Origin of the sequence: Serratia sp. HMSC15F11, from assembly GCF_001808215.1 — a bacterium.
Lineage (GTDB): Bacteria > Pseudomonadota > Gammaproteobacteria > Enterobacterales > Enterobacteriaceae > Serratia > Serratia nevei.
Map to the genome: position 1 here is coordinate 143551 of NZ_KV792450.1, position 26286 is coordinate 169836.

A 26286-nucleotide genomic window follows, 5' to 3' on the forward strand; every position below is an offset into this window, starting at 1 on the left:
AATGAAAAAGACCCTGTTTGCCCTGATGCTCGGCCTGAGCGCCGCCGCCGCCCCCGTCGCCGCGCTGGCGCAATCCCCCGCCGCCGACAGCCGCCAGACGGGTTATGTGCAGCCGCTGACCGCCGAGAACAGTCTGCTGCTGCTGGTCGATCTGCAGGACATGTTCGGCATGACCATTTCCTCTATCGACCAAACCAATCTGGTGAATAACGCCGCCGGCATCGCCAAGGCCGCCAAGGTGTTCAACGTGCCGACCATTCTGGCCTCGGCCAACGCCAAAAGCTTCGCCGGGCCGGTATTCCAGCAGGTGACGCAGGCACGCTCGGACCTGCAGGTGTACGATCGCACCGCCATCAACGTCTGGCAGGATCGGCGCGTGGTGGACCTGATCAAACAATCCGGCCGCAAGAAAATCATCATCGGCGGGCTGTGGACCGCCAGCTGCGTGATGCTGCCGGCGCTGTCCGCCCTGGGCGAGGGATATGAGGTTTATATTCTGTCGGACGTCACCGGCGACATTACGCCAGACAGCCAAAACAACGCCATGCAGCGCCTGATACAGGCGGGCGCCACGCCCATCAACTGGGTGGCGTTGATGCTGGAATGGCAGCAGGACTGGAGCCGCAAAGCCACGGCGGGAAGCGTATTGCAGATCGCCCGCGACCACGGCGCCGCCTGGGGGATGGGCGCCAGCTACGCCGGGGCGATGAAGGTGGGCAGCGAAGCGAAATAACGGGCGAAGAAAGCCCGCCGCCGGCGGGCTTTCTTCAAGTGCGGTGATAACAACGGCTATCCTGCGGCGCCTGTTCGCGTCTCTCCAGCCCGTAGTCCCGCACCACTTCCGCCACCCGCAGCCGATACTGCGCCAGCACCTCGCCACGGCCGCGCGCCTGCGCCGCCCGGTGCTGCTCGAGATTGCGCCACTGCTGCACCGCCGCCTCGTCGCGCCAGAAGGAGAGCGACAGCAGGCGCGCAGGATCGGCCAGGCTTTGAAAGCGCTCGATGGAAATGAATCCGTCGATCTGCGCCAGCAGCGGCTTCAGCTCAGCCGCCAGCGCCAGATAGGTATCACGCTGCCCGTCAGCGGCCTGCAGTTCAAAAATCACGGCGATCATTATCGTTTCCTCTCAACGGTAAAATTCAGGTACGCGCGCATTGTAGGAATGGCGCCACCGCACCGATTCCAACGCCCGCTCATCAATATCCAGCGAACACAGATGCGCCACGCCGCAGCGCGCGATAATTCTCGCCCAGCGTTCGCCCGGGCAGCGGTGTGCCCCTGCGCCGAAGGCCAGTTCACCGTCGGCGCCGAGCAACAGCAAGACGGTCTGCCCCACGCGCAGCGTACAACCGGCAAGCTGCGTTTCGCGTAAGACGAAACGGCGCGTGTTTTGAATAGGTGGCGTCAGCGCCCGCACCCGATCCAGCGCGGTGTCCACTTCACCGTTCTGCCGTGCCAGCAAATACGCCAGTCCGATCCAGCCCGCCGTCGCCTCACAGGCCTGAAACAGCAGGCCGAGCGCATTGGCCGACACAAGCCGGGCGTCGCCGATCTCCCGCACCAGGGCCTGGCGCAGCACGCCATTCCCCGTCGCCAGCCGGGCACAGAGCCGCTGTGCCGCCGCAATGCCGCGTGCCAGCTGCTGCGGCGTGCCGCCGGGGGCGATACAGCGGACAAAGTCCAGGCTGTCGTCGATAAGATGTTGCCACTGCGCTTCGGGTACGCCCAACAATGCGCCGAGGGTGCAGACCGGCAACCCGTAGTTAAAGCGGGTGATCGCCGCCGCCTCGGCGGCCTTTGGCGCAAACCGCGCCGCGCACTGCGCCGCGGTTTGCTGAATCAGAGTATCGTCGCAGGAAGCTAACGCCCGCTGCAGCGCCGCCTTAAGCGTGCGATGCTCCTCGCCGTCGCGCATCCGCGCCAGCCCGGCGAACAGCGGCGCCATCGGCGTCTCCAGCAAGGCCGTCGGCACCGGCTCATCGGCCGGCCGCACGCCGAGATCGGCATTGAGCAGCGCTTCCCTCACCCACTGCGGCGTAGCGGCCACCCAACATTGCCATGCGCTATCCCAGCTCAAGGGCGGCAAGGTGCGATAGTGCATCTGCGGCTCGGCGGCGAGCGCGGCGGCATAAGGACATTCGGACATGGTTTTCTCCCTCGGTACCAGATGGCGATAACCACAGGCTAGCGCTGGACGCGCAGTCATACTTCGCCTAACCTCGAAGTATGCATAACATCGACATAGAAGATCGTTTAGCGGCGCTGAGCGCCGCCATCGCCGACCGCACCCGGGCACGCATGCTGTGCCTGTTGATGGATGGGCGCGCCTACACCGCTACCGAGCTCAGCGCGGCGGTCGAGGTCGCCCCGTCCACCGCCAGCGCACATCTGGCGAAACTGCTGGAGCAGCGGCTGATCGCCTGCGTCAAACAGGGGCGCTACCGCTATTTTCGGCTGGCCGGTCAGCCGGTGGCCGAAGCGCTGGAAGGCCTGATGGCGCTGGCGGGCGTACCGCGCCCGTCGGCGAAAAGCAGCACGCCCACCACGCTGCAATATGCCCGCACCTGCTACGACCACATGGCGGGCGAGGTGGCGGTGAAGCTGCACGATCGGCTGCATGCGCTGAACTGGCTGAGCGGTGTGGAAGACTACCGGTTAAGCGACGTCGGTCAGGCCTCGCTGGCGCGGCTGGGCGTCGATTGCTCCCCCGCCCCCACCCGCCGCCGCTTCGCCTGCGGCTGCCTGGACTGGAGCGAACGCCGCTCTCACCTCGGTGGCGCACTGGGCGCCGCGCTGTTGGCCGCCTTTATTCAACGCGGCTGGATAGTCCGCCGGCTCGACAGCCGCGAGCTGCAGCTGACCCCCGCCGGTAAAAAAGCGCTGGCCGCACATTTTGAGCTCACGGTGTAACCCGGCGGCGGGGTAGTTTTACTGCAATACTCAAGGGGTACGCTTAAGTGACCCCGCCAACCCGAGGAGTTTCCATGCTCGATTCCACCCAATTCCCGATCGTCAAACGCTGGCCGGCTCAGCACCCGGAACGGTTGCAGCTCTATTCTCTGCCGACGCCGAACGGCGTCAAAGTGTCCATCATGCTGGAAGAGATCGGCCTGCCTTATGAAGCGCACCTGATCGACATCGGCAACAACGAAACCTGGACGCCGGAATTTCTGGCGCTGAACCCGAACGGCAAGATCCCGGCGATCATCGATCCCGATGGCCCCGGCGGCCGACCGCTGCCGCTGTTCGAATCCGGCGCCATTCTGCTCTACCTGGCGGAAAAGAGCGGCCGTTTCCTGCCGCAGGATCCGGCGCAGCGTTATGAAACCATTCAGTGGGTGTTCTTCCAGATGGCCGCCGTCGGCCCGATGTTCGGCCAGCTCGGTTTCTTCCACAAATTCGCCGGGCGCGAGTATGAAGACAAACGGCCGCTGGAGCGCTACAAGAACGAATCGAAACGCCTGCTCGGCGTATTGGAAACGCGCCTTGAAGGCCGCGACTGGATCATGGGCGCGGACTACACCATCGCCGATATCTCACTGCTGGGCTGGGTGCGTAACCTGATCGGCTTTTATGAGGCGCGCGAGCTGGTGGCGTTCGACAGTTTCCCGCGCGTCGCGCAGTGGCTGGAGCGCGGTCTGGCGCGGCCGGCGGTGCAGCGTGGGCTGGCTATTCCGGCGCGCGCGGCCTGACACCAAACGGGGTGGCCGCCGGGCCATCCCGTCTTTCTCTGTCATAAAATTGTCATCCCTCTGCTCTACTCTCCTTACGTAACAATTTGATGTTATTTACATTGTTGTATTACGACAAGGAGCTTACCCCATGCAACCTGCTGTATCCCTGATCGCCGGCGCCGTGCTGTCCGCCCTGCTCTGCTCCTCCGCCATCGCGGCGGAAACCTCGGCCAATGCCGATAGCCTGACCGAGCGCGCCGCGCGCGGCACCCTCACCGAGCCGGGCGGCGCCCGTCGTCTGGCCGGCGATCAGACCGCCGCGCTGAAGGCGTCGCTGTCGGACAAAACGGTGAAAAACGTGATCCTGCTGATCGGCGACGGCATGGGGGATTCCGAGATCACCGCCGCGCGTAACTACGCCGAAGGCGCAGGCGGTTACTTCAAGGGCATCGACGCTCTGCCGCTGACCGGGCAATACACCCACTACTCGCTGGATAAGAAAACCCACAAACCGGATTACGTAACCGACTCCGCCGCCTCCGCCACCGCCTGGGCCACCGGGGTGAAAACCTATAACGGCGCGCTCGGCGTGGACGTGAACGGCAAAGACCAGCCAACGCTGCTGGAGATCGCCAAAGCGGCCGGCAAGGCCACCGGCAACGTCTCCACCGCCGAACTGCAGGACGCCACGCCGGCGGCGCTGGTGTCGCACGTCACCTCGCGCAAATGCTACGGCCCGGAGGAAACCAGCGAGAAATGCGCTGCTAACGCGCTGGAAAACGGCGGCCGCGGCTCCATCACCGAGCAGCTGCTGAAAACCCGCGCCGACGTCACGCTGGGCGGCGGCGCGAAGTCCTTCAACCAACTGGCGAAAAGCGGCGAATGGCAAGGAAAATCGCTGAAGGACCAGGCGACAGCCCAGGGTTACCAGTGGGTGAGCAATGCGGATGAACTGCAGGCCGTTACCTTGGCCAATCAGCAAAAACCGCTGCTGGGCCTGTTCGCCGACGGTAACATGCCGGTGCGCTGGCTGGGGCCGAAAGCCAGCTATCACGGCAACCTCGACAAGCCGGCGGTAACCTGTGAAAACAACCCGGCGCGCACCGCGGCCATGCCAACGCTGGCGGCGATGACCGAAAAAGCGATCTCGCTGCTGAAAGACAACCCGAACGGTTTCTTCCTGCAGGTAGAGGGCGCGTCGATCGATAAGCAGGATCACGCCGCCAACCCGTGCGGGCAGATTGGTGAAACCGTCGATCTGGACGAAGCGGTACAAAAAGCGCTGGCCTTCGCCCGCGCCGACGGCAACACGCTGGTGATCGTCACCGCCGACCACGCGCACTCCAGCCAGATCGTCGCCGCCGACGCCAAAGCGCCGGGCCTGACCCAGACACTGACCACCAAAGACGGCGCGCCGATGACCCTCAGCTACGGCAACTCGGAAGAGGAATCGCAGGGGCACACCGGCACCCAGCTGCGCGTCGCGGCCTATGGCCCGCACGCCGCCAACGTGGTGGGGTTGACCGATCAGACCGATCTGTTCTTCACCATGCGCGATGCGATGGGCATCAAGTAACCGCCTTGTGAATCCTGGCCGCCCGCAACGGCGGCCATTTATTATTGGTTACCGATGCGTATTTGCAATTTAACCGCAATTATTGTGTGATAACGAAATAACGTTTAATTGCGCGACAATTAAACCCTGTAAATAACGTGGTTATACGGCCTTTCTCCCCTCTCTGTTTATTCCTGCGACAGCAACCGGCCGTTTTTTGCTTATATTCATTTTTTTTAGTTACAAAAGTAGTTTTTAACATTCTCGCAAACAATAATACCCCACCAGTAACGTGAACCGATCAATTTGCATCCGGACGGCCTGCAATAGTTCACTTTTCGTTAAAAACCCTATTAACAAAAAGGCATTATCGCTGCCTATCGGCTCACGCCGGGCGATCGGCTTCATTATTTTCCAGGGTAACTCCCGCTAAATTCTTTCACCTGCAATGAGTAGAATTTACACACAAGAGATTTAATTCAATGAGAAAATTACTCGTCCTGATTTTCAGTCTCAGCCTGTTTAGCGTTACGCAGCAGGCAGCGGCTGAAGAGAAGAATAAAACCGTCGACGTGGTGTTGATCGGCGGTGGCATCATGAGCGCGACCTTGGGTACCTATCTGCATGAGCTGGAGCCGACCTGGACCATCGACATGTACGAGCGCATGAACGGCGTGGCGGAAGAAAGCTCCAACGGCTGGAACAACGCCGGTACCGGCCACTCCGCCTTCAGCGAAATGAACTACACGCCGGAAAAAGCCGATGGCACCATCGACATCAGCAAGGCGGTGAAGGTCAACGAGTCTTTCGAAATCTCCCGCCAGTTCTGGTCTTATCAGGTGAAGAACGCTGTCCTGAAAGATCCGAAATCCTTCATTAACAGCGTGCCACACATGAGCTTCGTGTGGGGTGACGACAACGTCAACTTCCTGCGTAAACGCTACGCGGCGCTGCAGCACAGCACCCTGTTCCGCGGCATGGAATACTCCGAAGATCCTGCGCAAATCAAACAGTGGGCGCCGCTGGTGATGAACGGCCGCGATCCGGCACAGAAAATCGCCGCGACCCGCATGCCGCTGGGTACCGACGTTAACTTCGGCGTGATCACCCACCAGCTGGTTGACGCACTGAGCACCAGCGACAAGTTCAAGCTGAACCTGAGCCACGAAGTGCGCGACATCAAGCGCAACGCCGACCAGACCTGGAGCGTGACCGTTGCCGATCTGAACCGCGACGGTAAAGAAACCACCGTTAACGCCAAGTTCGTGTTCATCGGCGCCGGCGGCGCGTCCCTGACCCTGCTGCAAAAATCCGGCATCCCAGAAGCCGACGGCTACGGCGGCTTCCCGGTCGGCGGCCAGTTCCTGGTCACCACCAACCCGGCGATCGCCAACCAGCACCTGGCCAAAGTGTATGGCCTGGCCAGCGTAGGTTCGCCGCCGATGTCCGTGCCGCACCTGGATACCCGCATGCTGGACGGCAAGCGCGTGCTGCTGTTCGGGCCGTTCGCCACCTTCTCCAGTAAGTTCCTGAAGAACGGTTCGCTGTTCGATCTGATGCACTCGCTGAGCACCTCGAACCTGATGCCGATGACTCACGTTGGTCTGGATAACTTCGATCTGGTGAAATACCTGGTCGGCCAACTGATGATGAACGACGACGATCGCTTCGCCGCGCTGAAAGAGTACTTCCCGGACGCCAAGCAGGAAGACTGGAAACTGTGGACCGCAGGCCAGCGCGTACAGATCATCAAGAAAGACGCAGATAAAGGCGGTGTGCTGCAGTTCGGCACCGAAGTCGTCAGCTCTGAAGACGGCAGCATCGCCGCTCTGCTGGGCGCTTCACCGGGCGCTTCCACCGCTGCGCCAATCATGCTGCACCTGATGGAAACCGTGTTCAAAGACAAAGTGGCGACGCCGGAATGGCAGAGCAAGCTGAAAGAGATCATCCCGTCCTACGGCCACAAGCTGAACGGCGATATCGAGATGACCAACAAGATCCGCAGCTACACCAGCAGCGTACTGGGTCTGAACTACATTGAAGTGAAGCCGGAAACTAACTGATTTTCCACTCATTTCCTGCTGAAAAGGCCGCTTTATGCGGCCTTTCTTTTATCCCCCTGCCGTTCAAAGAGCATTTTTGGCCACCTTTTTACCCCCGGTTTACCCTTGCGTAACGGCGTACTCACGCCTATTATCAAAGCATATTCTTGGATAATTAAGCTAAGTCACTGTGACCTGAATGTCGTTTTTGCGGGAGAACTAAAACCATGGATCGCGTCAATATCATTCACGATTTACTAGACTGGATTGAAACTCATCTGGACCAGCCGCTGCTGCTGGATAACGTCGCCGCCAAGTCGGGCTACTCCAAATGGCACCTGCAGCGCATGTTCCGCAGCACCACCGGCCACGCGCTCGGCAGCTATATCCGCGAGAGGCGTCTTTCGCAGGCGGCGCAGGCGCTGCGTTCCAGCCCACGTCCGATCCTGGATATCGCCCTGCAATACCATTTCGACTCTCAGCCTTCGTTCTCACGCGCCTTCAAGAAACAGTTTGGCAAAACCCCGGCGGTCTATCGCCGCACCACCCGCTGGGACGTCTCGGAATGGCCGGCGCAGCCGGTAGAGGCGGAGGCCGAACCGCACCACGATGGCCCTACGCTGCCTCGTTGGTATGCGGGCAAGCCGCCGGAAGGCGTCTGCACCAGCTGGATGGGGCTGCGTTAATCAGCAGGGCATCAGGCACAAAAAAGGGTCAGTTCGCGAGAACTGACCCTTTTTTTATTGAAGCGACACCGGATTATTTGAAGGTGACGTCGACGTTGGCGGTGGCGTTGAACACCCCGGTCTTCGGCGTATTGGTCAACCACTTCAGGTTCGCGATAAAGGTCTCTTTCACCTCGTTCTGCTTATCCTGCAGCACGCCGCCGAAATCCACGTTGGTTTGCAGTGGGATCGGTTTTTTATTGGTATCACGCTGCTGAGTCAGGAAGATCGCTACGCCCGGCTTGGTGGTCGGCAGGATCTGCGTGTTGTCTGACGGATCGGCGTTGGTGCTGCTGAAGCTGGCCTGCAGAGACTGGCCGGCACATTCGCCGCCGCTCAAGGTCGCCTTGATATCAAACGGCACCTGCTTGGCGATAGTGCCGGTTTTGGCGCTGGAAGTCGTCAGCACGCCGAAATCAACGCTGGCGCCGTTGTTGGCCAACACGGTGATCTGCGGGTTGCACTGGATCACGCGGATCTTGTCCAGCCCCTTGATATAGGCGTTAAAGTTGCTGTCTTTGGTAGCGTTTAGCCCCTTCACACCATCGATTTGGAACAGCGATGCGCGCGCCAACGGCGGGAAATTACCCGCCGGCGGTTTCGCCCCGGTGGCTTTGATATACACCGAATAGGTGGCAGTCACCGCCTGAGGATCGGCTTTCCTACTGTTACGGCCCGGTTTGGTACCCGGCCCCAAATTTGGACCGGTCGGTGTTTTGCCGCTTTGCAGCAGGTTGACCGAATCATAGTCGATGCCATTAATAGACACCCCAATAGACAACGACTTATCCAGCGCCCCGAACGAGTTTTGCGGGTTCCAGTAAATGTAGGCGTTTTCCCCCTGCGGGTATTTATCGGTATCCCAACAGGTAAAGGTGGAGGTAAAGTTCTGCGAACGCCAAATCAGGTTGCCCGCCACAAAGTCGCTGGCGGCCAGCACGATCGGGCGGCCGACGTCGATATCCTGCGTCACGCTGCCAACCGGCTCTTTTGAACCCGTCGAGTTGCCGAAGCGGCACTGCATCGCCGACGCCTGTTGCGCCATCGCCAACCCCGCCAGCCCCACCACCGACAGAAGTGTGTTACGTGCTAATTTGCTCAAGTTCATGGTATACCTTACAGTTTTTGGCATTGCAGGGTCAGTTCCTGATATCCCATGGCCACTTGTTTGTCGCCCACGTTCGCCGGGATCGGCAGTACACATTGCTGATCGGCTTTCGGGCCCCATTTGATCGTCAGTTTCTCACCCGCTTGCACGCCGGAAACATAGGTCGCGCCGTTCAGGCCCACGGTGCCGCTGTTGCGGCCGGCCGCGTTGAACACGCCGGCACCGATGGCCGGATAACCGTTATCACCCAGACGAGCGTGAATCAGCAGGCTGACGCCCTTGAAGGTATCGAAGCTCACCTTCACCACCGATTTCTCGGTCGGTACCACTTGTTTACTGGCCACCGGCACATCCAGGCCCGGGCCGAAGTCTTCGGTACGCAGCGCGACATAGTTGTAGCGGTAAGCGGTAGCCGACGGCACCACTGCATAACCGAAGCGGTCGATGGTCACGCCCGGCTGGTTTTCCAGACGCACGCCTTTGGCATCTTTCGCTTCCACCAGCAAGATGGTGTTCTGCAACGGCTGCGTCAGGGTCGCGCCGCCGGAGTGCACCAGCAGGCCACCGGAGAGGCCCAGCCCTTGCTGGCGGTATTTCGAGCTATAGGCATAACTACCGTCGATGTTACCGATGCTGCTGCTGTAGCCCAGGTTCAGGTTGCTGCTCTGACCGGAGGACTGCGTATGCCCGGTGGAGACCGAGTAGTTCATGCGACGGTCGTCCAGCATGGTGCCGCTGATACCGGTCGAGTAGCTGTCGCCGCTCTGCTTGCTGTGCGCCGCGCTGAAGTTGGCTGTGGTCGAGTTGTTGTTCTGTCCCCAATCCAGCGGGATCGACATCGTGAAGTTCACGCTGCGATCGGAATAACCGTACTGGCCGCGCGTATCCTGCAGATAAACGCCGTAGGAAATGCGCTTGAAGCCATCGTTGTAGCCCAGCTGAATCGTGCGATCGTTGCCGGACACGCCCCAGTAGTTCTGGTGGCTCACGTTGGCGTACAGGCTGGCGCCCGCCCACAGCTGCTGGCTGAGCGACAGCTCGACGCGTTCGCGTTTGTTGCCGTAGCGCGCAGTGTATCGGGTACGTTTCTGGTTGTTGCTCCAGGAAGGCTGGCCCGGCTGCAGATCGTTCGGATCCCAGTAATCGTTGGCATAAAAGCCGTTGCGCCAGCGGTTGCGCTCCTGGACCGCATCGCTGAGATCATAATAACCGGAAGTCGCATAGCGATAGCCCGCCAACTGGAAGTTGGTGCCCATCTGGTTGAGCGACTTGGAGTACAGGAAACGGAAGCTCTGCCCCTGTTTGCGATCGCCGTTCGCCAGCTCGGTATCGGAGATCGAACCGTCCACGGAGATGGCCCCCCACGATCCCAGGCTCTTACCGATACCCACGGCGGCGGAACGGTAGTGTTCGGCGATGATGGCACCGCCGAACGGCGTCAGGCCATAGTTCATGCCGTATGCCGCGGTGCCCTGGATCAGCTTCGGCTGATAGCCGTCGCCGCCGGTGTGGTATTTACCGGCGGTCAGCTGGAAGTTCCAAATGCCTTCTCGCAGCATGTTGGCCACGGAAGAGTAGGCGACGCTGAACGTTTTATGCGAACCGTCGGCCTCGTTCACGGTGACCTGCAGGTCACCGTTGTTGGTATGCGGATAGACGTCGTGGATCTCGAAAGGACCCGGCGCGACGTTGGTGCTGTAGATGACGTAACCGTTCTGGCGAATTTCGACGCGGGCGTTGGTTGCCGCCACGCCGCGCACCACCGGCGCATAACCGCGCAGGCTGTCCGGCAGCATGTCGTCAACGCTGGAGAGTTGCACCCCGCGGAACTGGAAGCTGTTGAACACGCTGTTGTTGGTGCTCGCCTGCCCCATCACCAAACGGCTGCGCCATGGCACGATGTCGGTCTCGGCCCAGGAAGAGACGTTAGTCCAGCTGCTGCTGCTGCCGCTCTGTTTGTCCCAGGTGGAGTTGTTGCGCAGGCGCCATCTGCCCAGGTTGAGGCCGCTGTTCAACGCGAGGAACATGTACTCGCTGTCGTCGGCATCATCTCGGCGATAGCTGTTCTTGTTGTAGTTGAAGTTATAGTTGGCGAACAGCGCGTTGATGCCTTCATCGTACATGCTTGGCGGGATCGCGCCGATAGCGCTCAGATCCATCATGGTCTGAGGCACGGAAATGTTGATCTGCTGCACCGCCGCGTCATAGCTGACGGTGGCGTCTTTAATCAACGCAGGCAGATCAACGCAGCTGCCGGCCTGCAGCGTTTCCGGCAGTTTGATGCCGTAGTTGCGCAGGTCTTCAACTTTCAGGCAGGGTTGAGACGCGGCCTGGCCTTTAGCCTGACGAAAAGTAACATCCTTATGATCGACCTGAGTCAGGTTGACGTAGATGTCGAATGGGTAAACGCCCGGTTGCAAAGCATCGCCCTGGGCGACCGCTTCCGCGTTGCTCAGGTTTTCATCGCCGTGAATAAACGACATGTTAAACTCTGCCAGCGCCGCTTCACTCCATAACATCGGCGCACTGGCGGCAATGATTGCAATTCGGATCAGCTGTGTCAGCCGCGTCGTTCCGCCTGCTACTTTTCGTTGATTTGCCATTCCCTGTCTCTCTTATTGTACTGGAACGTCCTTGACTTCCGTTCTACCGCCAAAATCGTTGATATAACTGAAAGCAATCTTGTTGCCGACGCTGACGCCCGCCGGGATGTTGATCGATAAGCGATCTTTCGGGTTCACCATATTGGCGTCCACATCCACGGTCTTACCCGCGCTGTTTTTCAAATGCAGCGCCCCAAAGGTGATATGCAGCGGACCATCGTTAATCACTTGCAGACGTGAACCTTCACGCTGCCAACGCAAGTTTTGTACTTGCTCGTCCAGCGTCGTTTTCAACGCCACCGGCCGGTAAAAAAGTTTGATTCGGGTACGCACCGCAACCTGAAGCACGTTTTCCTGCTTCGGTGCCGGTGGAATTTCCTGCACGTTAATCCACAGCAGAGTTTCTTTATCCTGAGGTAAACCCGTACCGGAATAGATAAAGCGCAGAACTGCAGTTTTAGCGGCGTCCAATTTCAGAATCGGTGGAACGACAACGACAGGCAGATTTTTCGGCACTTGATTTCTGTCACCGGTGTCCAGCCAGGTCTGCACCATATAAGCTTCTGAAGCATCGTTATGGATTGGCAGCGAGGCGGATTTGTCATCGCCTTTATAAATCACGCGAGTGGCATCTACCTGGATACCGGCGTAGCTGTTAAAGGCGCCCAGCATCAGCAGAGCAGCAAAGAACTTTTTCATCGGTTTCCTCTACGGGCCATCCTTGGCCGTGTGTGTCCTGAAAGACGATTATTTGTATTCGATGGTGAACGGGCTGGTGGCGTTAGCCAGACCCGCGGTCACTGCAGCGAATGAACGGTAACGAGCCTGCAGGTTGAAGGTCGCTTTACCGTCAGCAGCGATGGTGACTTTCGCTACGTCGTCTTTGATGTTGGAACCGTCGCCGATAGCGAATGGCTTGCCGTTGTTGTCAGTGATTTCGATACCCACGCCGGTAGCTGCAGTGCCGGTGCCACCCACGTTGCTTACGGACAGCAGGTCTGGGTTGCCGGCAACGGTGTTACCGTCGAAGCGCAGGCTGTAATTGCCGGCATCACATTTTTCCAGAGAGATCTGGAAAGCTTTAGATGCAGATTTGTCACCCACGTTTTGGAAAGCAGAAGTTGGGTAAGTACCCAGGTAAACTTCTTTATTCTGAGTATCGCTAGTTACCTGGCAGGTAGACTGTTTGATTTCACCGGTGAATTTAACAGTGCCGCTTGCTGCCATTGCGTTGGAAGCAGTTGCAGACAATACCAGGGCAGCCAAAGGCAATAATACTTTTTTCATTTCCAGCTCCATAGAACAATAAAATAATCGATTCAGTGGCGGGCTTATATATATATTGCCGCCACTGAGCATACACTCAGCGATAGCACTCCCTTGCTGAAAAGGAGCGTTGCCTCGATGAACTCATTGCCGGACGAAATATAGACTAAGCATATTCTTAATGTTAAATCGTTTAAAACATTCATAAGGCCCCTCTTGATAGGAATAAACTATCGGCGGATACCTATCGATCGATGTTGACGATTCATATGAATAGGAATAATCTGTGTTTGGGAAAGCTGCAGAGTTCAAGATTTTGCATTAAGGCCTGAAAATCAGAATATTATCCCGAATATTTACATTTAGTAACAGATTGCGACGTTTGGACTTTGGCACGAATTACGCGTTAAATGGTCTGCCGACACGCTTCGGCCATCCTGACGTTTTAAATAAGAAATTTACCAATAAACCCGGAGTAACTTTCTTTTTAATCATTTAAAATCAACAAGTTAAATATCAATCCAAGGATTGGGAAATGAGCGGTTCTTTCAGAGAGAAAAATAACGGCATTAATTATGTTTTTCAGCCAATGTTCGCGAAATCGGGACAATTGCTGGCCGTTGAATGTCTGTCTCGCTTTACGTTTAATAGCGAATATGCCCATTTTTCTCCTGAACAGTTCTTTCGCCACGCCGACAGTGCCACTCGGATTGAGATTTTGATGGATCAGATCAATCTGATCGATAAATACAAACACTGGTTTCATGAAAACCAAGTGATAGCCACTTTGAATGTTGACGATTATTCCCTGCAATCGCTGGCGAATACTCACTTTGCCGAAAGAATTAACGCTATGCGCTGTATTCATTTCGAGATCAGCGAGAATTCAACCCGGCTGGTGAAAGATCGCGTGCACGGCGATCCGTCATTGAATAGTTATTCATTTTGGCTCGATGATTTTGGTTCTGGCTATGCGGGTTTTTCCGCGTTGTACAACAGCCAGTTCCGCTTCGTTAAGCTCGACCGTTTTCTGCTTTGGGACTTCATGAAAAAGTCCGGCGGTGAGGGCTTGATGCGCGCGTTACTGCGCTTCTTTTACCTTAATCATTACAAGGTAATTATCGAAGGAGTTGAAACTCCCGAACACAAGAAATGGCTGGACGAAATGCCATATTACGCACTGCAGGGAAAGCTGTGGAAGGAATCCAGCATCAAGGATTTGAACTCGCTTCTTACAGCTGAATACTTTTAACTCGGTATTGGTGTTTGCCCTATGTCTAAAAACAACGTTCTTGTGATTAGTGAGTGTAAGTACAGCTATGTTGGCCTGTCGGTGCTGCTGAAGAAACACTACGGCGCGTACGATATCCGCCTGTTTTCCGATTTCATGCACGGCGGCGCCAAAGCAGAGAAGATCACCAAGCACGATATCGCGCTGATTTTCACCTCGCAAAACCTCGAACAGAGCGTCAACGTGATCGAAAGCCTGGTGTCCCTGCACCAGCAGTACAACAGCAAAACGCGCCTTTTGGTGTTCTATGACGACGAGCGCGTGGTGAAACTGCTGTCGATCCTGGGGATTTCCGTCGAGTTGGTCTCCACCCGTATTCCGCTTTATTCGCTGCAGGAAAAAATCCAGCGGCTGCTGGAAAGCAAAGAACCGGGCGGCATCAGAGTGCAGAAAACCCGCGAGCTCAGCCCGGCGGAAAGTGACGTGATCTTCAATCTGCTGCGCGGCGACAGCCTGCTGCACATTGCGGAAAAGCGCGGTACGCACCCAAAAACCATCTTCTCGCAGAAATACAGCGCGATGAAAAAGCTGCGGCTGCGCAGCATGAGCACCATCTTCGTCGCCGGCAAATAACCTGCCCTGGCTTGTTGCGCGGTACGCCGCGCGGCAACCGGCCCTCCCCCGCCCAGTTAAATTAATGTAACAACCGGCGACAAAGCAGCAACAGACACACAACATCCTCTCCTGTTGGCTACGATTTGCACACGGATTATCCGTGAGTTATGTCGTGTAGATTAAAATAAACATCAGGAGATGTTATGAAGTCGTCCTTATTCAGCCGCTACACCTGCTTTGTGCTGAGCATCTTGCTTACCCTGGTTTTCTTAATCATGATGCGCAACCATCCGTGGTTCTGGCTGCCGGCCCTGGCCTGCGGTGGCTTGATGGTGCTGGGTATCTACGATCTCACGCAACAGCGCCACGCCATCTGCCGCAACTACCCGATCATCGGCCGCCTGCGCTTCTTCTTCGAATTCATCCGTCCGGAACTGCGCCAGTATTTCCTCGAGCAGGATAATGAAGAGATCCCGTTTTCGCGTACCCAACGCACGCTGGTGTATCGCCGGGCGAAAAACGAGATGGGCGACAAGCCGTTCGGCACCCTGCTGGATGTCTACCAAACCGGCTATGAGTGCATCGGCCACTCCATGCGGCCGGTGGAAGCCGCCGACCCGACCAGTTTCCGCATCACCATCGGCGGCGCCGACTGCCGCCAGCCCTACTCCGCGTCGATCTTTAACATTTCGGCTATGAGCTTCGGCGCGCTCTCCGCCAATGCCATCCGCGCGCTCAACCTCGGTGCGGCCAAGGGCAATTTCTACCACGACACCGGTGAGGGCAGCATCAGCCGCTATCACCGGGAAAACAACGGCGATCTGGTGTGGGAGCTGGGCAGCGGCTATTTCGGCTGCCGCTCCGCCGACGGCCATTTCGACCCGCGGCGCTTTGCCGAACAGGCGCAAAGCCCGCAGGTGAAAATGATTGAAATCAAGCTCAGTCAGGGCGCCAAACCCGGCCACGGCGGCATTCTGCCGGCGAAGAAGGTGGATGCGGAAATCGCCGCCACCCGCGGCGTGCCGGAAGGGGTCGATTGCATCTCGCCGGCCTCGCACAGCGCCTTCACCACTCCGCTGGAAATGATGCATTTCATCCAGCAGCTGCGCGAACTGTCAGGCGGCAAGCCGGTCGGTTTCAAGCTGTGCATCGGCCACCCGTGGGAGTTCGTCGCCATCGTCAAGGCGATGCTGCACACCCGCATCCTGCCGGATTTCATCGTGGTGGACGGCAAGGAAGGCGGCACCGGCGCCGCGCCGCTCGAACTCTCCAACTACATGGGCATGCCGCTGCGCGAAGGGCTGCTGTTCGTGCATAACACGCTGGTAGGCTGCGGCCTGCGCGACCAGATCAAGATAGGCGCCAGCGGCAAGATCATCAGCGCCTTCGACATCGCCAGCGTGCTGGTGCTCGGCGCCGACTGGGTGAACTCGGCGCGCGGCTTTATGTTCGCCGTCGGCTGCATCCAGTCGCAAAGCTGCCATACCAACCACTGCCCGACCGGCGTGGCGACGCAAGATCCGCTGCGGCAAAAGGCGCTGGTGGTGCCGAACAAGGCGGAACGCGTCTACCACTTCCACCAAAATACGGTGAAAGCGCTGGCGGACATGCTGGCGGCGGCCGGCGTCAGCCGCCCGGAGCAGCTGACCTCGCACCATATGCTGCGCCGCATCACGCCGACCGAGATCAAGGTGTACGCCGATATCTATTACTACCTGGAGCCGGGCGCGCTGCTGCAGCCGGAGATCAAAAGCGAGTTCTATGCCCGCATGTGGCGTATGGCGACGCCCACCAGTTTCGATCAGGCGATCTCGCTGCCGGCGGCATGATGGGATAAGGAATAAAAGGGAGTTGCCCCCTCGCCTTGGGGAAGAGCATATGGAGAGGGGTTGCTTGCTACGGCGGCCCTCCCCCTCAACGGCGAGAGGGCGTGTCGGTTACAGCTTGCGCACCGGCGCATCGCCGGCGACGTAATAGTCGGCGGTGCTGCGCGGCAGCGGCGCGCGCTGGCGAATGCGATCGGCTAACTTCTCGGCGATCATGATGGTCGTGGCGTTCAGGTTGCCGGTGATGATCAGCGGCATGATCGACGCATCCACCACCCGCAATCCTTCCATGCCGTGCACCCGGCCCTGACCATCGACCACCGCCATCTCATCCTCGCCCATCTTGCACGAGCAGGACGGGTGGAAGGCGGTTTCGGCGTGCTCGCGCACGAAAGCGTCCAGCTGCTCGTCCGTCTGCACCTCCGGCCCCGGGCTTATCTCGCGGCCGCGGTACTCGTCCAGCGCCGGCTGCGCCATGATCTCGCGCGTGATGCGAATAGCATCGCGGAATTCCTGCCAGTCCTGCTCGGTCGCCATGTAGTTGAACAGAATGCTCGGGTGCTGGCGCGGATCTTTCGATTTCACCTGTACCCGGCCGCGGCTCGGCGAACGCATCGAGCCGACGTGCGCCTGGAAGCCGTGCTCCTTCACCGCGTTGCTGCCGTTGTAGTTAATCGCCACCGGCAGGAAGTGATACTGAATATTCGGCCAGGCGAACTCTGCGCGGCTGCGGATGAAACCGCCGGCCTCGAACTGGTTGCTGGCGCCGATGCCGGTGCCGTTGAACAGCCATTCCGCGCCGATCTTCGGCTGGTTGAACCATTGCAGCGCCGGGTACAGCGACACCGGTTTCTTACAGGCATACTGCAGGTACATCTCCAGGTGATCCTGCAGGTTTTCCCCGACGCCCGGCAGATCGTGCACCACGTTGATATCCAGACTTTTCAGCAGCGCCGCCGGGCCGACGCCCGAACGCTGCAGGATCTGTGGCGAGGCGATGGCACCGGCGCACAGCAACACTTCGCGCCGCGCTTTGGCGTGGGTCAGCTGATTGCTGTCGCCCTGCAAATAGTTGACGCCCACCGCACGCTTGCCGTCGAACACGATATGGTCGGTCAGCGCATGGGTGACGATTTTCAGGTTCGGCCGCGAACGTGCCTGATCCAGATAACCGCGGGCGGTGCTGGCGCGGCGCCCTTTCGGCGTCACGGTGCGATCCATCGGGCCGAAGCCTTCTTGCTGGTAGCCGTTCAGATCGTCGGTGCGCGGATAACCCGCCTGCACGCCGGCTTCCACCATGGCGTGGAACAGTTCGTTGTTGCCGGCTTTCGGCGTGGTGACGCTCACCGGGCCCTCGCCGCCGTGGTAATCGTTCGGGCCGATATCGCGCGTTTCCGCCTTGCGGAAATACGGCAGGCAGTCCAGGTAGGTCCAGTCTTCCAGACCCGGCGCCTTGGCCCAGTTATCGAAGTCCATCGCGTTGCCGCGAATGTAACACATACCGTTGATCAGGGACGAACCGCCCAGCCCTTTGCCGCGGCCGCATTCCATCCGGCGATTGTTCATGTGCGGCTCAGGATCGGTCTCATACGCCCAGTTATAGCGGCGGCCCTGCAGCGGAAACGCCAGCGCGGCCGGCATCTGGGTACGGAAATCCATCCGGTAATCCGGGCCGCCGGCTTCCAGCAGCAGGACGCTGACATCGGCGTCCTCGGTCAATCGGGTGGCTAACACGTTGCCGGCGGAACCGGCACCGATAATGATGTAGTCAAATTCCATTCATTATCTCCTTACTTTATAGAGGCCTGGTCAGGCAAAGACGCGAAGCGCGGCTCGGCAACAGGCTGTGTATTTTGGCTCTCTAGAGATTGTCGGCCGCAGCCAACGCGGCTGCGGCTCGAAAGACGGCGGGAAGATCAGAATACCGAGGCGTATTCGCCCAGCTCAACCTGCACCGATTTGATCTGGGTGTAGTGTTCCAGCGTCGTCAGGCCGTTCTCGCGGCCAACGCCGGACTGCTTGTAGCCGCCGACCGGCATTTCCGCCGCCGACTCGCCCCAGGTGTTGATCCAGCAAATGCCGGCTTCCAGCTGGTGGATCACGCGGTGCGCGCGAGCCAGATCGTTGGTCACCACGCCCGCAGCCAGACCGAAGGTGGTGTCATTGGCGCGGCGCACCACTTCCTCTTCGCTCTGATAGCTGAGAATGCTCATCACCGGCCCGAAGATCTCCTCGCGCACGATTTCCATGTCGTCGCGGCAGTCGCTGAATACCGTCGGCGCCACATAAGCGCCCTTGCCGAATTCGCCGTGGGTAACGCGTTCGCCGCCGCACAGCAGGCGCGCGCCGCTGTTCTTGCCGCTCTCGATAAAGCGCAGCACCGACTCCATGTGCGCGAAGCTGACCAGCGGCCCGAAGTTGGTCTGCGGATCGGTCGGATCGCCGAGGCGAATGCGCTTCACGCGCTCGAGGATTTTCGCCTCAAACTGCGCCTGCAGCGCCGCCGGCACGAAGACGCGGGTGCCGTTGGTGCATACCTGGCCGGAGCTGTAGAAGTTGGCCATCATGGCGATATCGGCGGCGCGATCCAGATCGGCGTCGTCGAAAATAATCAGCGGCGACTTGCCGCCCAGCTCCATGGTGACGTCCTTCAGCGTCGAACCCGACGCGTTGGCCATCACCTTCTTGCCGGTTTTCACCCCGCCGGTGAAAGAGACTTTGGCGATGCCCGGATGGTCGGTCAGGTACTGCCCCACCTCCGCCCCGCTGCCGGTCACCACGTTGAACACGCCGTCCGGCAGGCCGGCTTCGGTGTAAATTTCCGCCAGCTTCAGCGCCGTCAGCGACGTGACTTCGCTCGGTTTGAAGATCATCGCGTTACCCGCCGCCAGCGCCGGCGCGGACTTCCACAGCGCGATTTGAATCGGGTAGTTCCAGGCGCCGATGCCGGCCACCACGCCCAGCGGTTCGCGGCGGGTGTAGACGAAGGAGGTTTCGCGCAGCGGGATCTGTTCGCCTTCAATGGCCGGGATCAGGCCGGCGTAATACTCCAGCACGTCGGCGCCGGTGACGATGTCCACCGCGGTGGTTTCCGACATCGCTTTGCCGGTATCCAGCGTTTCCAGCGCCGCCAGCTCATCGTTGCGCTCGCGCAGAATATCCACCGCGCGACGCAGGATGCGTGAACGCGCCATCGCCGTCATCGCCGCCCACACCTTCTGCCCGCTGGCCGCGCTGGCCACCGCACGATCGACGTCTTCAGCGCCGGCGGACTGGACTTCAGCCAGAACTTCGCCGTTCGCCGGGTTAATGGCGTTGAAGGTTTTTCCAGCGGTGCTGTCTACATAGGCGCCATGAATATAGAGCTTCTGCAAGCCAAAACGGGACATAGGATCTCCTTGGGTTATCCTCCGGGCGGCGTCTGCCCCCGGAGTTGGAACGTGATGTATTCGGTCGTGAGCGCCAGCGCCTGCGACTGATTGAACGCCGAGCCGCGCAGCGCGCTGCGCAGCCACAGTCCGTCGATCAGCGCCGCCAGCCCCTTGGCCGCCAACCGCGCCTGCGGCTGCGGCATGACGCGGCGAAACTCGGCGCACAGGTTGGAATAGAGCCGGCGGCCGTTCACCTGCTGCAGCCGGTTGAGCTGCGGTTGGTGCAGACTGCTGGCCCAAAAGGCCAGCCAGGTCTTCATCGCCGCGCTGTTAATCTGGCTGTCGTCGAAGTTGCCGGCGACGATCGCCTGCAGCCGCGCCGCCGGGCTGTTATCGGTCAGCGCCTGCAAGCGCAGCTTCACCGCCTCGCCCAGATGGCTGATCAGATAGCGCATCGTGGCTTCCAGCAGGCCGTTCTTGTCCTTGAAATAATGGCTGATGATGCCGTTGGAAACGCCGGCCCGCCGCGCGATCTGCGCGATGGTGGCGTCATGCATTCCCACTTCGTTTACCGCGGCGAGCGTGGCATCAATCAACTGCTGCCTTCTGATTGGCTGCATTCCTACCTTTGGCATATTTCGACTCTCACAAAACCGACTTCGGCCTTATCTCAGCGGGCAAATTTCACTGCCGTTTCGCCCGTGATTCAGGTCATCATGAGGACTATTAAACTTTTTTTTGATTGAACGTTCAATAAAAATTGCATATATTTTATTGCCGCCTGGTTAAAAATTTGTACTATCTGGTTGTGGAACTGGCTGATTTTTGTGAGGTAATTAACGAATCTGACCAAAATCAGTGGCTGTAAGCGGTTCCCGCCGCGAAGCGCGCCGGCGCTTCATTCACAGGCGAAAGCGGCATCATTCAGGCCCTCCTCTACGGAGACGGCCGCCGCCTTCATTCGCCCGTTTTTCAGAGGCCAACGCGCCCCGGAATACGGAGCGGCACGATTTTCTCAGTTCAGAGGATGACGATGACAACCCACGAAACCTCCTCCAAATCGCAGCAGGACCGCCTCAACCCTGTGGTTTTCTTCACCTCGGCGGGGCTGATCCTGGCCTTCTCGCTGATGACCATCTTTTTCACCGACTTCTCCGGGCAGTGGATCACCCGCACGCTGAATTGGGTGTCGGCCACCTTCGGTTGGTACTACCTGCTGGCGGCGACGCTGTACATCGTGTTCGTGGTGTTTATCGCCGCTTCGCGCTTCGGTTCGATCAAGCTCGGGCCGGAGCAGTCCAAGCCGGAATTCAGCCTGATGAGCTGGGCGGCGATGCTGTTCGCCGCCGGCATCGGCATCGACCTGATGTTCTTCTCGGTCGCCGAGCCGGTGACCCAGTACATGATGCCGCCGGAAGGTGACGCGCAAACGCTGGAAGCCGCGCGCCAGGCGATGGTCTGGACGCTGTTCCACTACGGCCTGACCGGCTGGTCGATGTATGCGCTGATGGGCATCGCCCTCGGCTACTTCAGCTATCGCTACAATCTGCCGTTGACCATCCGCTCGGCGCTGTACCCGATCTTCGGTAAGCGCATCAACGGCCCGATCGGCCACAGCGTGGACATCGCCGCGGTGCTCGGCACCATCTTCGGCATCGCCACCACGCTGGGCATCGGCGTGGTGCAGCTCAACTACGGCCTCAAGGTGCTGTTCGAGATCCCGGAAAACCTAACGGTGCAGGGCTCGCTGATCCTGCTGTCGGTGATCATGGCCACCATCTCGGTCACCTCGGGCGTCAACAAGGGCATCCGCATCCTGTCCGAGCTGAACGTGCTGCTGGCGCTGGGCCTGATCCTGTTTGTGCTGTTCTTCGGCGACACCGAGTTCCTGCTCAACGCGCTGGTGCTCAACGTCGGCGATTACGTCAATCGCTTTATGGGCATGACGCTCAACAGCTTCGCCTTCGATCGGCCGGTGGAGTGGATGAACAACTGGACGCTGTTCTTCTGGGCCTGGTGGGTGGCGTGGTCGCCGTTCGTCGGCCTGTTCCTGGCGCGCATCTCGCGCGGGCGCACCATTCGCCAGTTCGTGGTCGGCACGCTGATCATACCATTCGTGTTCACCCTGCTGTGGCTGTCTATCTTCGGCAACAGCGCGCTGTACCAGATCATTCACGGTAACGCCGAGTTTGCGCAGGAAGTGATGCAGTTCCCGGAGCGCGGCTTCTACAGCCTGCTGGCGCAATACCCCGGCTTCACCTTCAGCGCCTCGGTGGCCACCATCACCGGCCTGCTGTTCTACGTCACCTCGGCGGACTCCGGCTCGCTGGTGCTGGGCAACTTCACCTCGCGCCTGGCCGACATCAATAATGATGCGCCGAACTGGCTGCGGATTTTCTGGTCGGTGGCCATCGGCCTGCTGACCATCGGCATGCTGATGACCGACGGCGTGCCGGCGTTGCAGAAAACCACGGTGATCATGGGCCTGCCGTTCAGCTTCGTGATCTTCTTCGTGATGGCCGGGCTGTATAAATCGCTGCGGGTGGAAGACTACCGTAAGGCCAGTGCGCTCAGCACCCTGGCGCCGGTGCCGGTCTCCAGCCACGACGTGCTCAACTGGAAACAGCGTCTGTCGCGGGTGATGAACTACCCGGGCACCCAGTACACGCAGAAAATGTTGGATAAGGTTTGCCGTCCGGCGATGCAGGACGTGGCGCGCGAGCTGGAGCTGCGCGGCGCGAAAGTGGAGTTCAGCGAAGTGCCGCCGACCGAAGACGAGCGTCTGAACCACCTGGAGCTGCTGGTGCGCCTGGGCGAGGAACAGAACTTTATCTATCAGATCTGGCCGATGCGCTACTCGGTGCCGGGCTTCACCTACCGCGCCCGCTCCGGCAAGTCGCACTACTACCGGCTGGAAACCTTCCTGATGGAAGGCACCCAGGGCAACGACCTGATGGACTACAGCAAGGAACAGGTGATTGGCGATATCCTCGACCAGTACGAGAAGCACCTGAACTTCCTGCACATTCATCGCGAAGCGCCGGGGGGCACCCTGACCTTCCCGGATATGTGACGGTCGATAAATAACGAAAGGGCGTAGCCAGGCTACGCCCTTTTTTATGCCTGCTCGGCCGGCAAGTCGGCTTTCAGCAGCACCAGGGAACCGGCCAGCAACACCAGATCCTTGATTAAAAAGCTGGTGGCGCCGGCCATGGCCGGAAAACCGCCGGCGGAAGGCTCCCAGGCCCCCGGCGTGGAAAAGATCAGCGTCAGCGTAGTCAGGTAGGTCACCGTCGAACCGATCGCCCCCAGCAACCCCAGCCGCCGCGACCAGAATCCCGCCAGCAGCAGCAAGCCGAAGCTCCACTCGGCGACGCCCAGCGCATAACTGGCGCCGCGGATGCCGAACGCTTGATGCATCCAGCTCAGCAGCGGGCTGTTGCCGATCAGCGGTACCAGCCCCTGCGCCTCGTAATCAAACCACTTGGCGTAACCGAAGGCGGCGAAGATCACCACCAGCGCCGCGCGCATAAAGATAACGTCCCCGTTCGAGCGCTGAAAGCGCCGCAGCCATGTCGCCAGCATCATCCTCTCTCCTTATGTTGCCCACGGCCGCCGCGGATCGCCCGCTTGCGGCCGCGGGGTGCGGCGGCTTAGTGCCCCATCGCGTCCTTCTTCATTTCGTCTTTCTTCATGCCGTCTTTGGCCATACCGTCTTTCGCCATGCCATCCTTTTTCATGGCGTCTTTGCCCATCTTGTCTTTCTTCATGCAGTCCTTGCCCATGCACTCTTTCTTCATGCCGTCTTTGGCCATGCCGTCGTGCGACATCTGGCTCATGCCGTCCTTTTTCATCGCGTCTTTACTCATGCCATCGGCGGCGTTGGCGCCGGCCACGCCCAGCATCAGCACGCTGCACATCATCATTGCGAATAACTTTTTCATGGTATTTCCTTTCGTCATGTCAAAGGCACCGGGGTGCCGGAGAATGGCCGGCGGCCGCCTCAGCTGCCGCCAAACCAGTTGTAACCCTGGTCTTCCCAGTAACCGCCCGGGAAGCGGTTGGTGACCTCGATCACCTGAATGTGTTTCGGGTTCTTGTAGCCCAGCTTGGTCGGCATGCGCAGCTTCATCGGGTAGCCGTACTTGCGCGGCAAGATCTGGCCGTCATAGGTCAGCGCAATAATCGTCTGCGGGTGCAGCGCGGTGGCCATGTCGATGCTGGTGTAGTAATCGTCGGCGCATTTGAAGCTGACGTAACGGGCGCTCAGATCCGCGCCGATCGCCTTGAGAAAGGTCGCGAACGGCACGCCGCCCCACTTGCCGATGGCGCTCCAGCCCTCGACGCAAATATGGCGCGTCACCTGGCTGACCTGCGCCATCCGGTGCAGCTGCGGCAGGCTCCAGGCGCGTTTGTCCTGCACCCGTCCGGCCACCTCCAGCCGGTAGTCGTCGCCGTTGATGTCCGGCGCGTCCTCCTCGGCGTAGAAAGCGTTGAACGGGAACGGCCGGGTGATCATCGATTCCGGGTAGACCGGCGCCAGGCGATCGCCATTGAACAGCCAGCCCTGTACCCGATCGTTGAAGCGCGAGATGCGGCTCAGCGCCTGTTCGACGTTGGCGTTATCGCTGAGATCGCAGCCGGTGAGCATGGCGATGCCGCCCAGCGTCAGGCCGTTGCGCAAAAAGCGGCGGCGCGAAGGCGCACTCAACAGCCGCTGCGCTTCTTTGACGATCGCCTGCCCTTCAATGATCGTCATGATCTGTTTATCCTTTTCCATCATTCACTCCTTAGCGTCCGCGCAGCATGGCCAGCAGCGTCCGCGGCACCAGCGCCACCATCACCAGGTGAATCGCGACGAAGGCCACCAGCGCCGACATGGCAAAAAAGTGGATATAGCGCGCCGCCTCATAACCGCCGAGCAGCGTGCGCAGCAGCGGAAACTGCACCGATTTCCACAGCACCAGCCCGGACAGCGCGCTCATCACGCCGAGGATCATCACCGACAGATAGGCCACGCGTTGCACCATGTTGTAGTGGCGCAGGTCGGCGTGTTGCAGCCTGCCGCGCAGCGCGGCGCCTGCATCGGCGAGAAACTGCCGTGGGCTGAGCGGCCAATACTTGCGTTTGAAACGCCCGCTGGCCAGGTTGATCAGCAGATAGCACAGCCCGTTGACGCCGAACAGCCACATGCCGGCGAAGTGCCACTGCAGCGCGCCACCCAGCCAGCCGCCGAGCGTCAGCTCATTGAGAAAGCTGAAGTTGAACAGCGGCGAGGCGTTGTAGATGCGCCAGCCGCTGGTCACCATGATCAGCATCGCCAGCGCATTCAGCCAGTGCGTCAACCGCAGCCACAGCGGATGCACCGTCTGTCGTTGTTCCGGGGTGAGAGTGAGGCTCATGCGAACTCCTGGCGACCAATGAGGCGATGAGCCGAGTATTCCCCGGATTTGTTCCCCAAGACCTCACGCAAAGTTAAATAAAATGTGATAACTCCGCCGGTGGGGGTTGTGTAGACTTCAGAGAGAAACGGGCAATCAGCGGTAATGAGAATGGACAAGCCAAAACGAATTTTGATCGTCGAGGACGACGGCGACATCGCCGAACTGCTGCAGCTGCATCTGCGCGACGAAGGTTACGCCATCAGCCACGCCGCCGACGGCAACCGGGGCATGGCGATGCTGGAACAGGGCGGCTGGGACGCCCTCATCCTCGATCTGATGCTGCCGGGCGTGGACGGATTGGAGATTTGCCGCCGGGCGCGCACCATGACGCGTTACACGCCGATCATCATCACCAGCGCGCGCTCCAGCGAGGTGCACCGCGTGCTGGGGCTGGAGCTGGGCGCCGACGACTATCTGGCCAAGCCCTTCTCCATGCTGGAGCTGGTGGCGCGGGTCAAAGCGCTGTTTCGCCGCCAGGAAGCGATGAGCCGCAACCTGCGCATGGACGCCGGCGTGCTCAGCTTCAACGATCTGACCATCGACCCCATTGCCCGCGAAGTGCACCTGCATCAGCAGCCGGTCGAGCTGACGCCGCGCGAATTCGACCTGCTGTACTTTTTCGCCCGCCACCCGGGCCAGGTGTTCTCACGCCTGAGCCTGTTGAATCAGGTCTGGGGCTATCAGCACGAAGGGTATGAGCACACCGTCAACACCCATATCAACCGGCTGCGCATCAAGATCGAGCGCAACCCGGCGGAACCCGAGCGCATCCTCACGGTGTGGGGCATGGGCTATAAATTCGCGGCCGCGCCGCAAGAGTGAGCC

24 protein-coding genes are annotated in these 26286 nt (G+C 59.6%); 11 read left to right on the forward strand and 13 right to left on the reverse strand.

The features are described 5' to 3' along the window. Position 1 precedes the first annotated feature (1 nt). The gene (locus HMPREF3138_RS11125; RefSeq protein ID WP_038880922.1) at positions 2-733 is read left to right on the forward strand and encodes an isochorismatase family protein; all 732 of its coding nucleotides are present in this window, start codon (positions 2-4) and stop codon (positions 731-733) included. A gap of 34 nt (positions 734-767) precedes the next feature. On the opposite strand, the gene HMPREF3138_RS11130 is transcribed toward HMPREF3138_RS11125, so the two are convergent. Both HMPREF3138_RS11130 and HMPREF3138_RS11135 read right to left on the reverse strand, forming a co-directional pair. Next, positions 768-1115: an antibiotic biosynthesis monooxygenase family protein gene (locus tag HMPREF3138_RS11130; protein ID WP_033646818.1), complete on the reverse strand. Its 348-nt coding sequence runs from the start codon at positions 1113-1115 to the stop codon at positions 768-770. Positions 1116-1127: 12 nt separating this feature from the next. Next, positions 1128-2147, reverse strand: a complete 1020-nt coding sequence (locus tag HMPREF3138_RS11135; RefSeq protein WP_038880919.1) for a cytochrome P450 family protein — start codon at positions 2145-2147, stop codon at positions 1128-1130. A gap of 80 nt (positions 2148-2227) precedes the next feature. On the opposite strand from HMPREF3138_RS11135, the gene HMPREF3138_RS11140 reads away from it, so the two are divergent. The 5 genes from HMPREF3138_RS11140 (at position 2228) to HMPREF3138_RS11160 (ending at position 7958) form a co-directional block, all read left to right on the forward strand. Then, positions 2228-2911: an ArsR/SmtB family transcription factor gene (locus HMPREF3138_RS11140; RefSeq protein ID WP_038880916.1), complete on the forward strand. Its 684-nt coding sequence runs from the start codon at positions 2228-2230 to the stop codon at positions 2909-2911. A gap of 74 nt (positions 2912-2985) precedes the next feature. Further along, positions 2986-3693 carry a glutathione S-transferase N-terminal domain-containing protein gene (locus HMPREF3138_RS11145; protein WP_004939065.1) on the forward strand — a complete coding sequence of 236 codons (708 nt, stop codon included), beginning with the start codon at positions 2986-2988 and terminating at the stop codon, positions 3691-3693. 130 nt (positions 3694-3823) lie between these two features. Beyond that, positions 3824-5251 carry an alkaline phosphatase gene (gene phoA / locus HMPREF3138_RS11150; protein ID WP_038880913.1) on the forward strand — a complete coding sequence of 476 codons (1428 nt, stop codon included), beginning with the start codon at positions 3824-3826 and terminating at the stop codon, positions 5249-5251. Between the two features lie 461 nt (positions 5252-5712). Then, positions 5713-7293 carry a malate:quinone oxidoreductase gene (locus tag HMPREF3138_RS11155; RefSeq protein ID WP_038880911.1) on the forward strand — a complete coding sequence of 527 codons (1581 nt, stop codon included), beginning with the start codon at positions 5713-5715 and terminating at the stop codon, positions 7291-7293. Positions 7294-7499: 206 nt separating this feature from the next. After that, positions 7500-7958, forward strand: a complete 459-nt coding sequence (locus HMPREF3138_RS11160; RefSeq protein WP_038880908.1) for a helix-turn-helix domain-containing protein — start codon at positions 7500-7502, stop codon at positions 7956-7958. Positions 7959-8031: 73 nt separating this feature from the next. Here HMPREF3138_RS11160 and HMPREF3138_RS11165 read toward each other — a convergent pair whose 3' ends face one another. Genes HMPREF3138_RS11165 through HMPREF3138_RS11180 form a run of 4 tightly spaced genes read right to left on the reverse strand, consistent with a single transcriptional unit; the run spans position 8032 to position 12995 of the window. Then, positions 8032-9099, reverse strand: coding sequence for a fimbrial protein (locus HMPREF3138_RS11165; RefSeq protein ID WP_038881187.1), 1068 nt, complete (start codon positions 9097-9099; stop codon positions 8032-8034). A 14-nt stretch (positions 9100-9113) separates the two neighbouring features. Beyond that, positions 9114-11708, reverse strand: coding sequence for a fimbria/pilus outer membrane usher protein (locus HMPREF3138_RS11170; protein WP_038880906.1), 2595 nt, complete (start codon positions 11706-11708; stop codon positions 9114-9116). A gap of 12 nt (positions 11709-11720) precedes the next feature. Then, a complete protein-coding gene (locus tag HMPREF3138_RS11175; protein WP_038880905.1) occupies positions 11721-12407 on the reverse strand; it encodes a fimbrial biogenesis chaperone in 687 nt (228 codons plus the stop codon). Positions 12408-12455: 48 nt separating this feature from the next. Next, positions 12456-12995, reverse strand: a complete 540-nt coding sequence (locus tag HMPREF3138_RS11180) for a fimbrial protein (RefSeq protein WP_038880902.1) — start codon at positions 12993-12995, stop codon at positions 12456-12458. Between the two features lie 514 nt (positions 12996-13509). On the opposite strand from HMPREF3138_RS11180, the gene HMPREF3138_RS11185 reads away from it, so the two are divergent. The 3 genes from HMPREF3138_RS11185 to HMPREF3138_RS11195 all read left to right on the forward strand — a co-directional run bounded on the left by HMPREF3138_RS11185 (position 13510) and on the right by HMPREF3138_RS11195 (position 16649). Beyond that, complete coding sequence (locus HMPREF3138_RS11185) at positions 13510-14226, forward strand: EAL domain-containing protein (RefSeq protein ID WP_033637688.1); 717 nt, start codon at positions 13510-13512, stop codon at positions 14224-14226. Between the two features lie 21 nt (positions 14227-14247). After that, entirely contained in the window at positions 14248-14838 is a 591-nt protein-coding gene (locus HMPREF3138_RS11190; RefSeq protein ID WP_004939094.1) for a LuxR family transcriptional regulator, read from the forward strand. A gap of 185 nt (positions 14839-15023) precedes the next feature. Further along, positions 15024-16649 carry an FMN-binding glutamate synthase family protein gene (locus HMPREF3138_RS11195; protein WP_038880901.1) on the forward strand — a complete coding sequence of 542 codons (1626 nt, stop codon included), beginning with the start codon at positions 15024-15026 and terminating at the stop codon, positions 16647-16649. A gap of 108 nt (positions 16650-16757) precedes the next feature. Here HMPREF3138_RS11195 and betA read toward each other — a convergent pair whose 3' ends face one another. The 3 genes from betA to betI form a co-directional block, all read right to left on the reverse strand. Continuing rightward, positions 16758-18425 (reverse strand): choline dehydrogenase, encoded by a 1668-nt coding sequence (gene betA / locus HMPREF3138_RS11200; RefSeq protein WP_038880900.1) that lies wholly within the window; start codon positions 18423-18425, stop codon positions 16758-16760. 137 nt (positions 18426-18562) lie between these two features. Beyond that, complete coding sequence (betB, locus tag HMPREF3138_RS11205; protein ID WP_038880899.1) at positions 18563-20035, reverse strand: betaine-aldehyde dehydrogenase; 1473 nt, start codon at positions 20033-20035, stop codon at positions 18563-18565. Between the two features lie 14 nt (positions 20036-20049). Further along, positions 20050-20652 carry a transcriptional regulator BetI gene (gene betI, locus HMPREF3138_RS11210; RefSeq protein ID WP_038880897.1) on the reverse strand — a complete coding sequence of 201 codons (603 nt, stop codon included), beginning with the start codon at positions 20650-20652 and terminating at the stop codon, positions 20050-20052. A gap of 398 nt (positions 20653-21050) precedes the next feature. Between betI and HMPREF3138_RS11215 the strand changes: the two genes are divergently transcribed. Beyond that, a complete protein-coding gene (locus tag HMPREF3138_RS11215) occupies positions 21051-23090 on the forward strand; it encodes a choline transporter (protein ID WP_038881184.1) in 2040 nt (679 codons plus the stop codon). Positions 23091-23134: 44 nt separating this feature from the next. Here the strand turns inward: HMPREF3138_RS11215 and HMPREF3138_RS11220 are convergent, their stop codons facing one another. From HMPREF3138_RS11220 to HMPREF3138_RS11235, 4 genes are all read right to left on the reverse strand, one after another. Beyond that, positions 23135-23605: a YkgB family protein gene (locus HMPREF3138_RS11220; RefSeq protein ID WP_033637683.1), complete on the reverse strand. Its 471-nt coding sequence runs from the start codon at positions 23603-23605 to the stop codon at positions 23135-23137. Positions 23606-23670: 65 nt separating this feature from the next. After that, entirely contained in the window at positions 23671-23961 is a 291-nt protein-coding gene (locus HMPREF3138_RS11225) for a pentapeptide MXKDX repeat protein (RefSeq protein WP_038880896.1), read from the reverse strand. 59 nt (positions 23962-24020) lie between these two features. Beyond that, positions 24021-24797, reverse strand: coding sequence for a molybdopterin-dependent oxidoreductase (locus tag HMPREF3138_RS11230; RefSeq protein ID WP_038880894.1), 777 nt, complete (start codon positions 24795-24797; stop codon positions 24021-24023). A 10-nt stretch (positions 24798-24807) separates the two neighbouring features. Beyond that, positions 24808-25419 (reverse strand): cytochrome b/b6 domain-containing protein, encoded by a 612-nt coding sequence (locus HMPREF3138_RS11235; protein WP_038880891.1) that lies wholly within the window; start codon positions 25417-25419, stop codon positions 24808-24810. Positions 25420-25569: 150 nt separating this feature from the next. Here HMPREF3138_RS11235 and HMPREF3138_RS11240 point away from each other — a divergent pair, with 150 nt between their 5' ends. After that, positions 25570-26283 carry a response regulator transcription factor gene (locus HMPREF3138_RS11240; RefSeq protein ID WP_047728196.1) on the forward strand — a complete coding sequence of 238 codons (714 nt, stop codon included), beginning with the start codon at positions 25570-25572 and terminating at the stop codon, positions 26281-26283. The last annotated feature ends 3 nt before the right edge of the window (positions 26284-26286 follow it).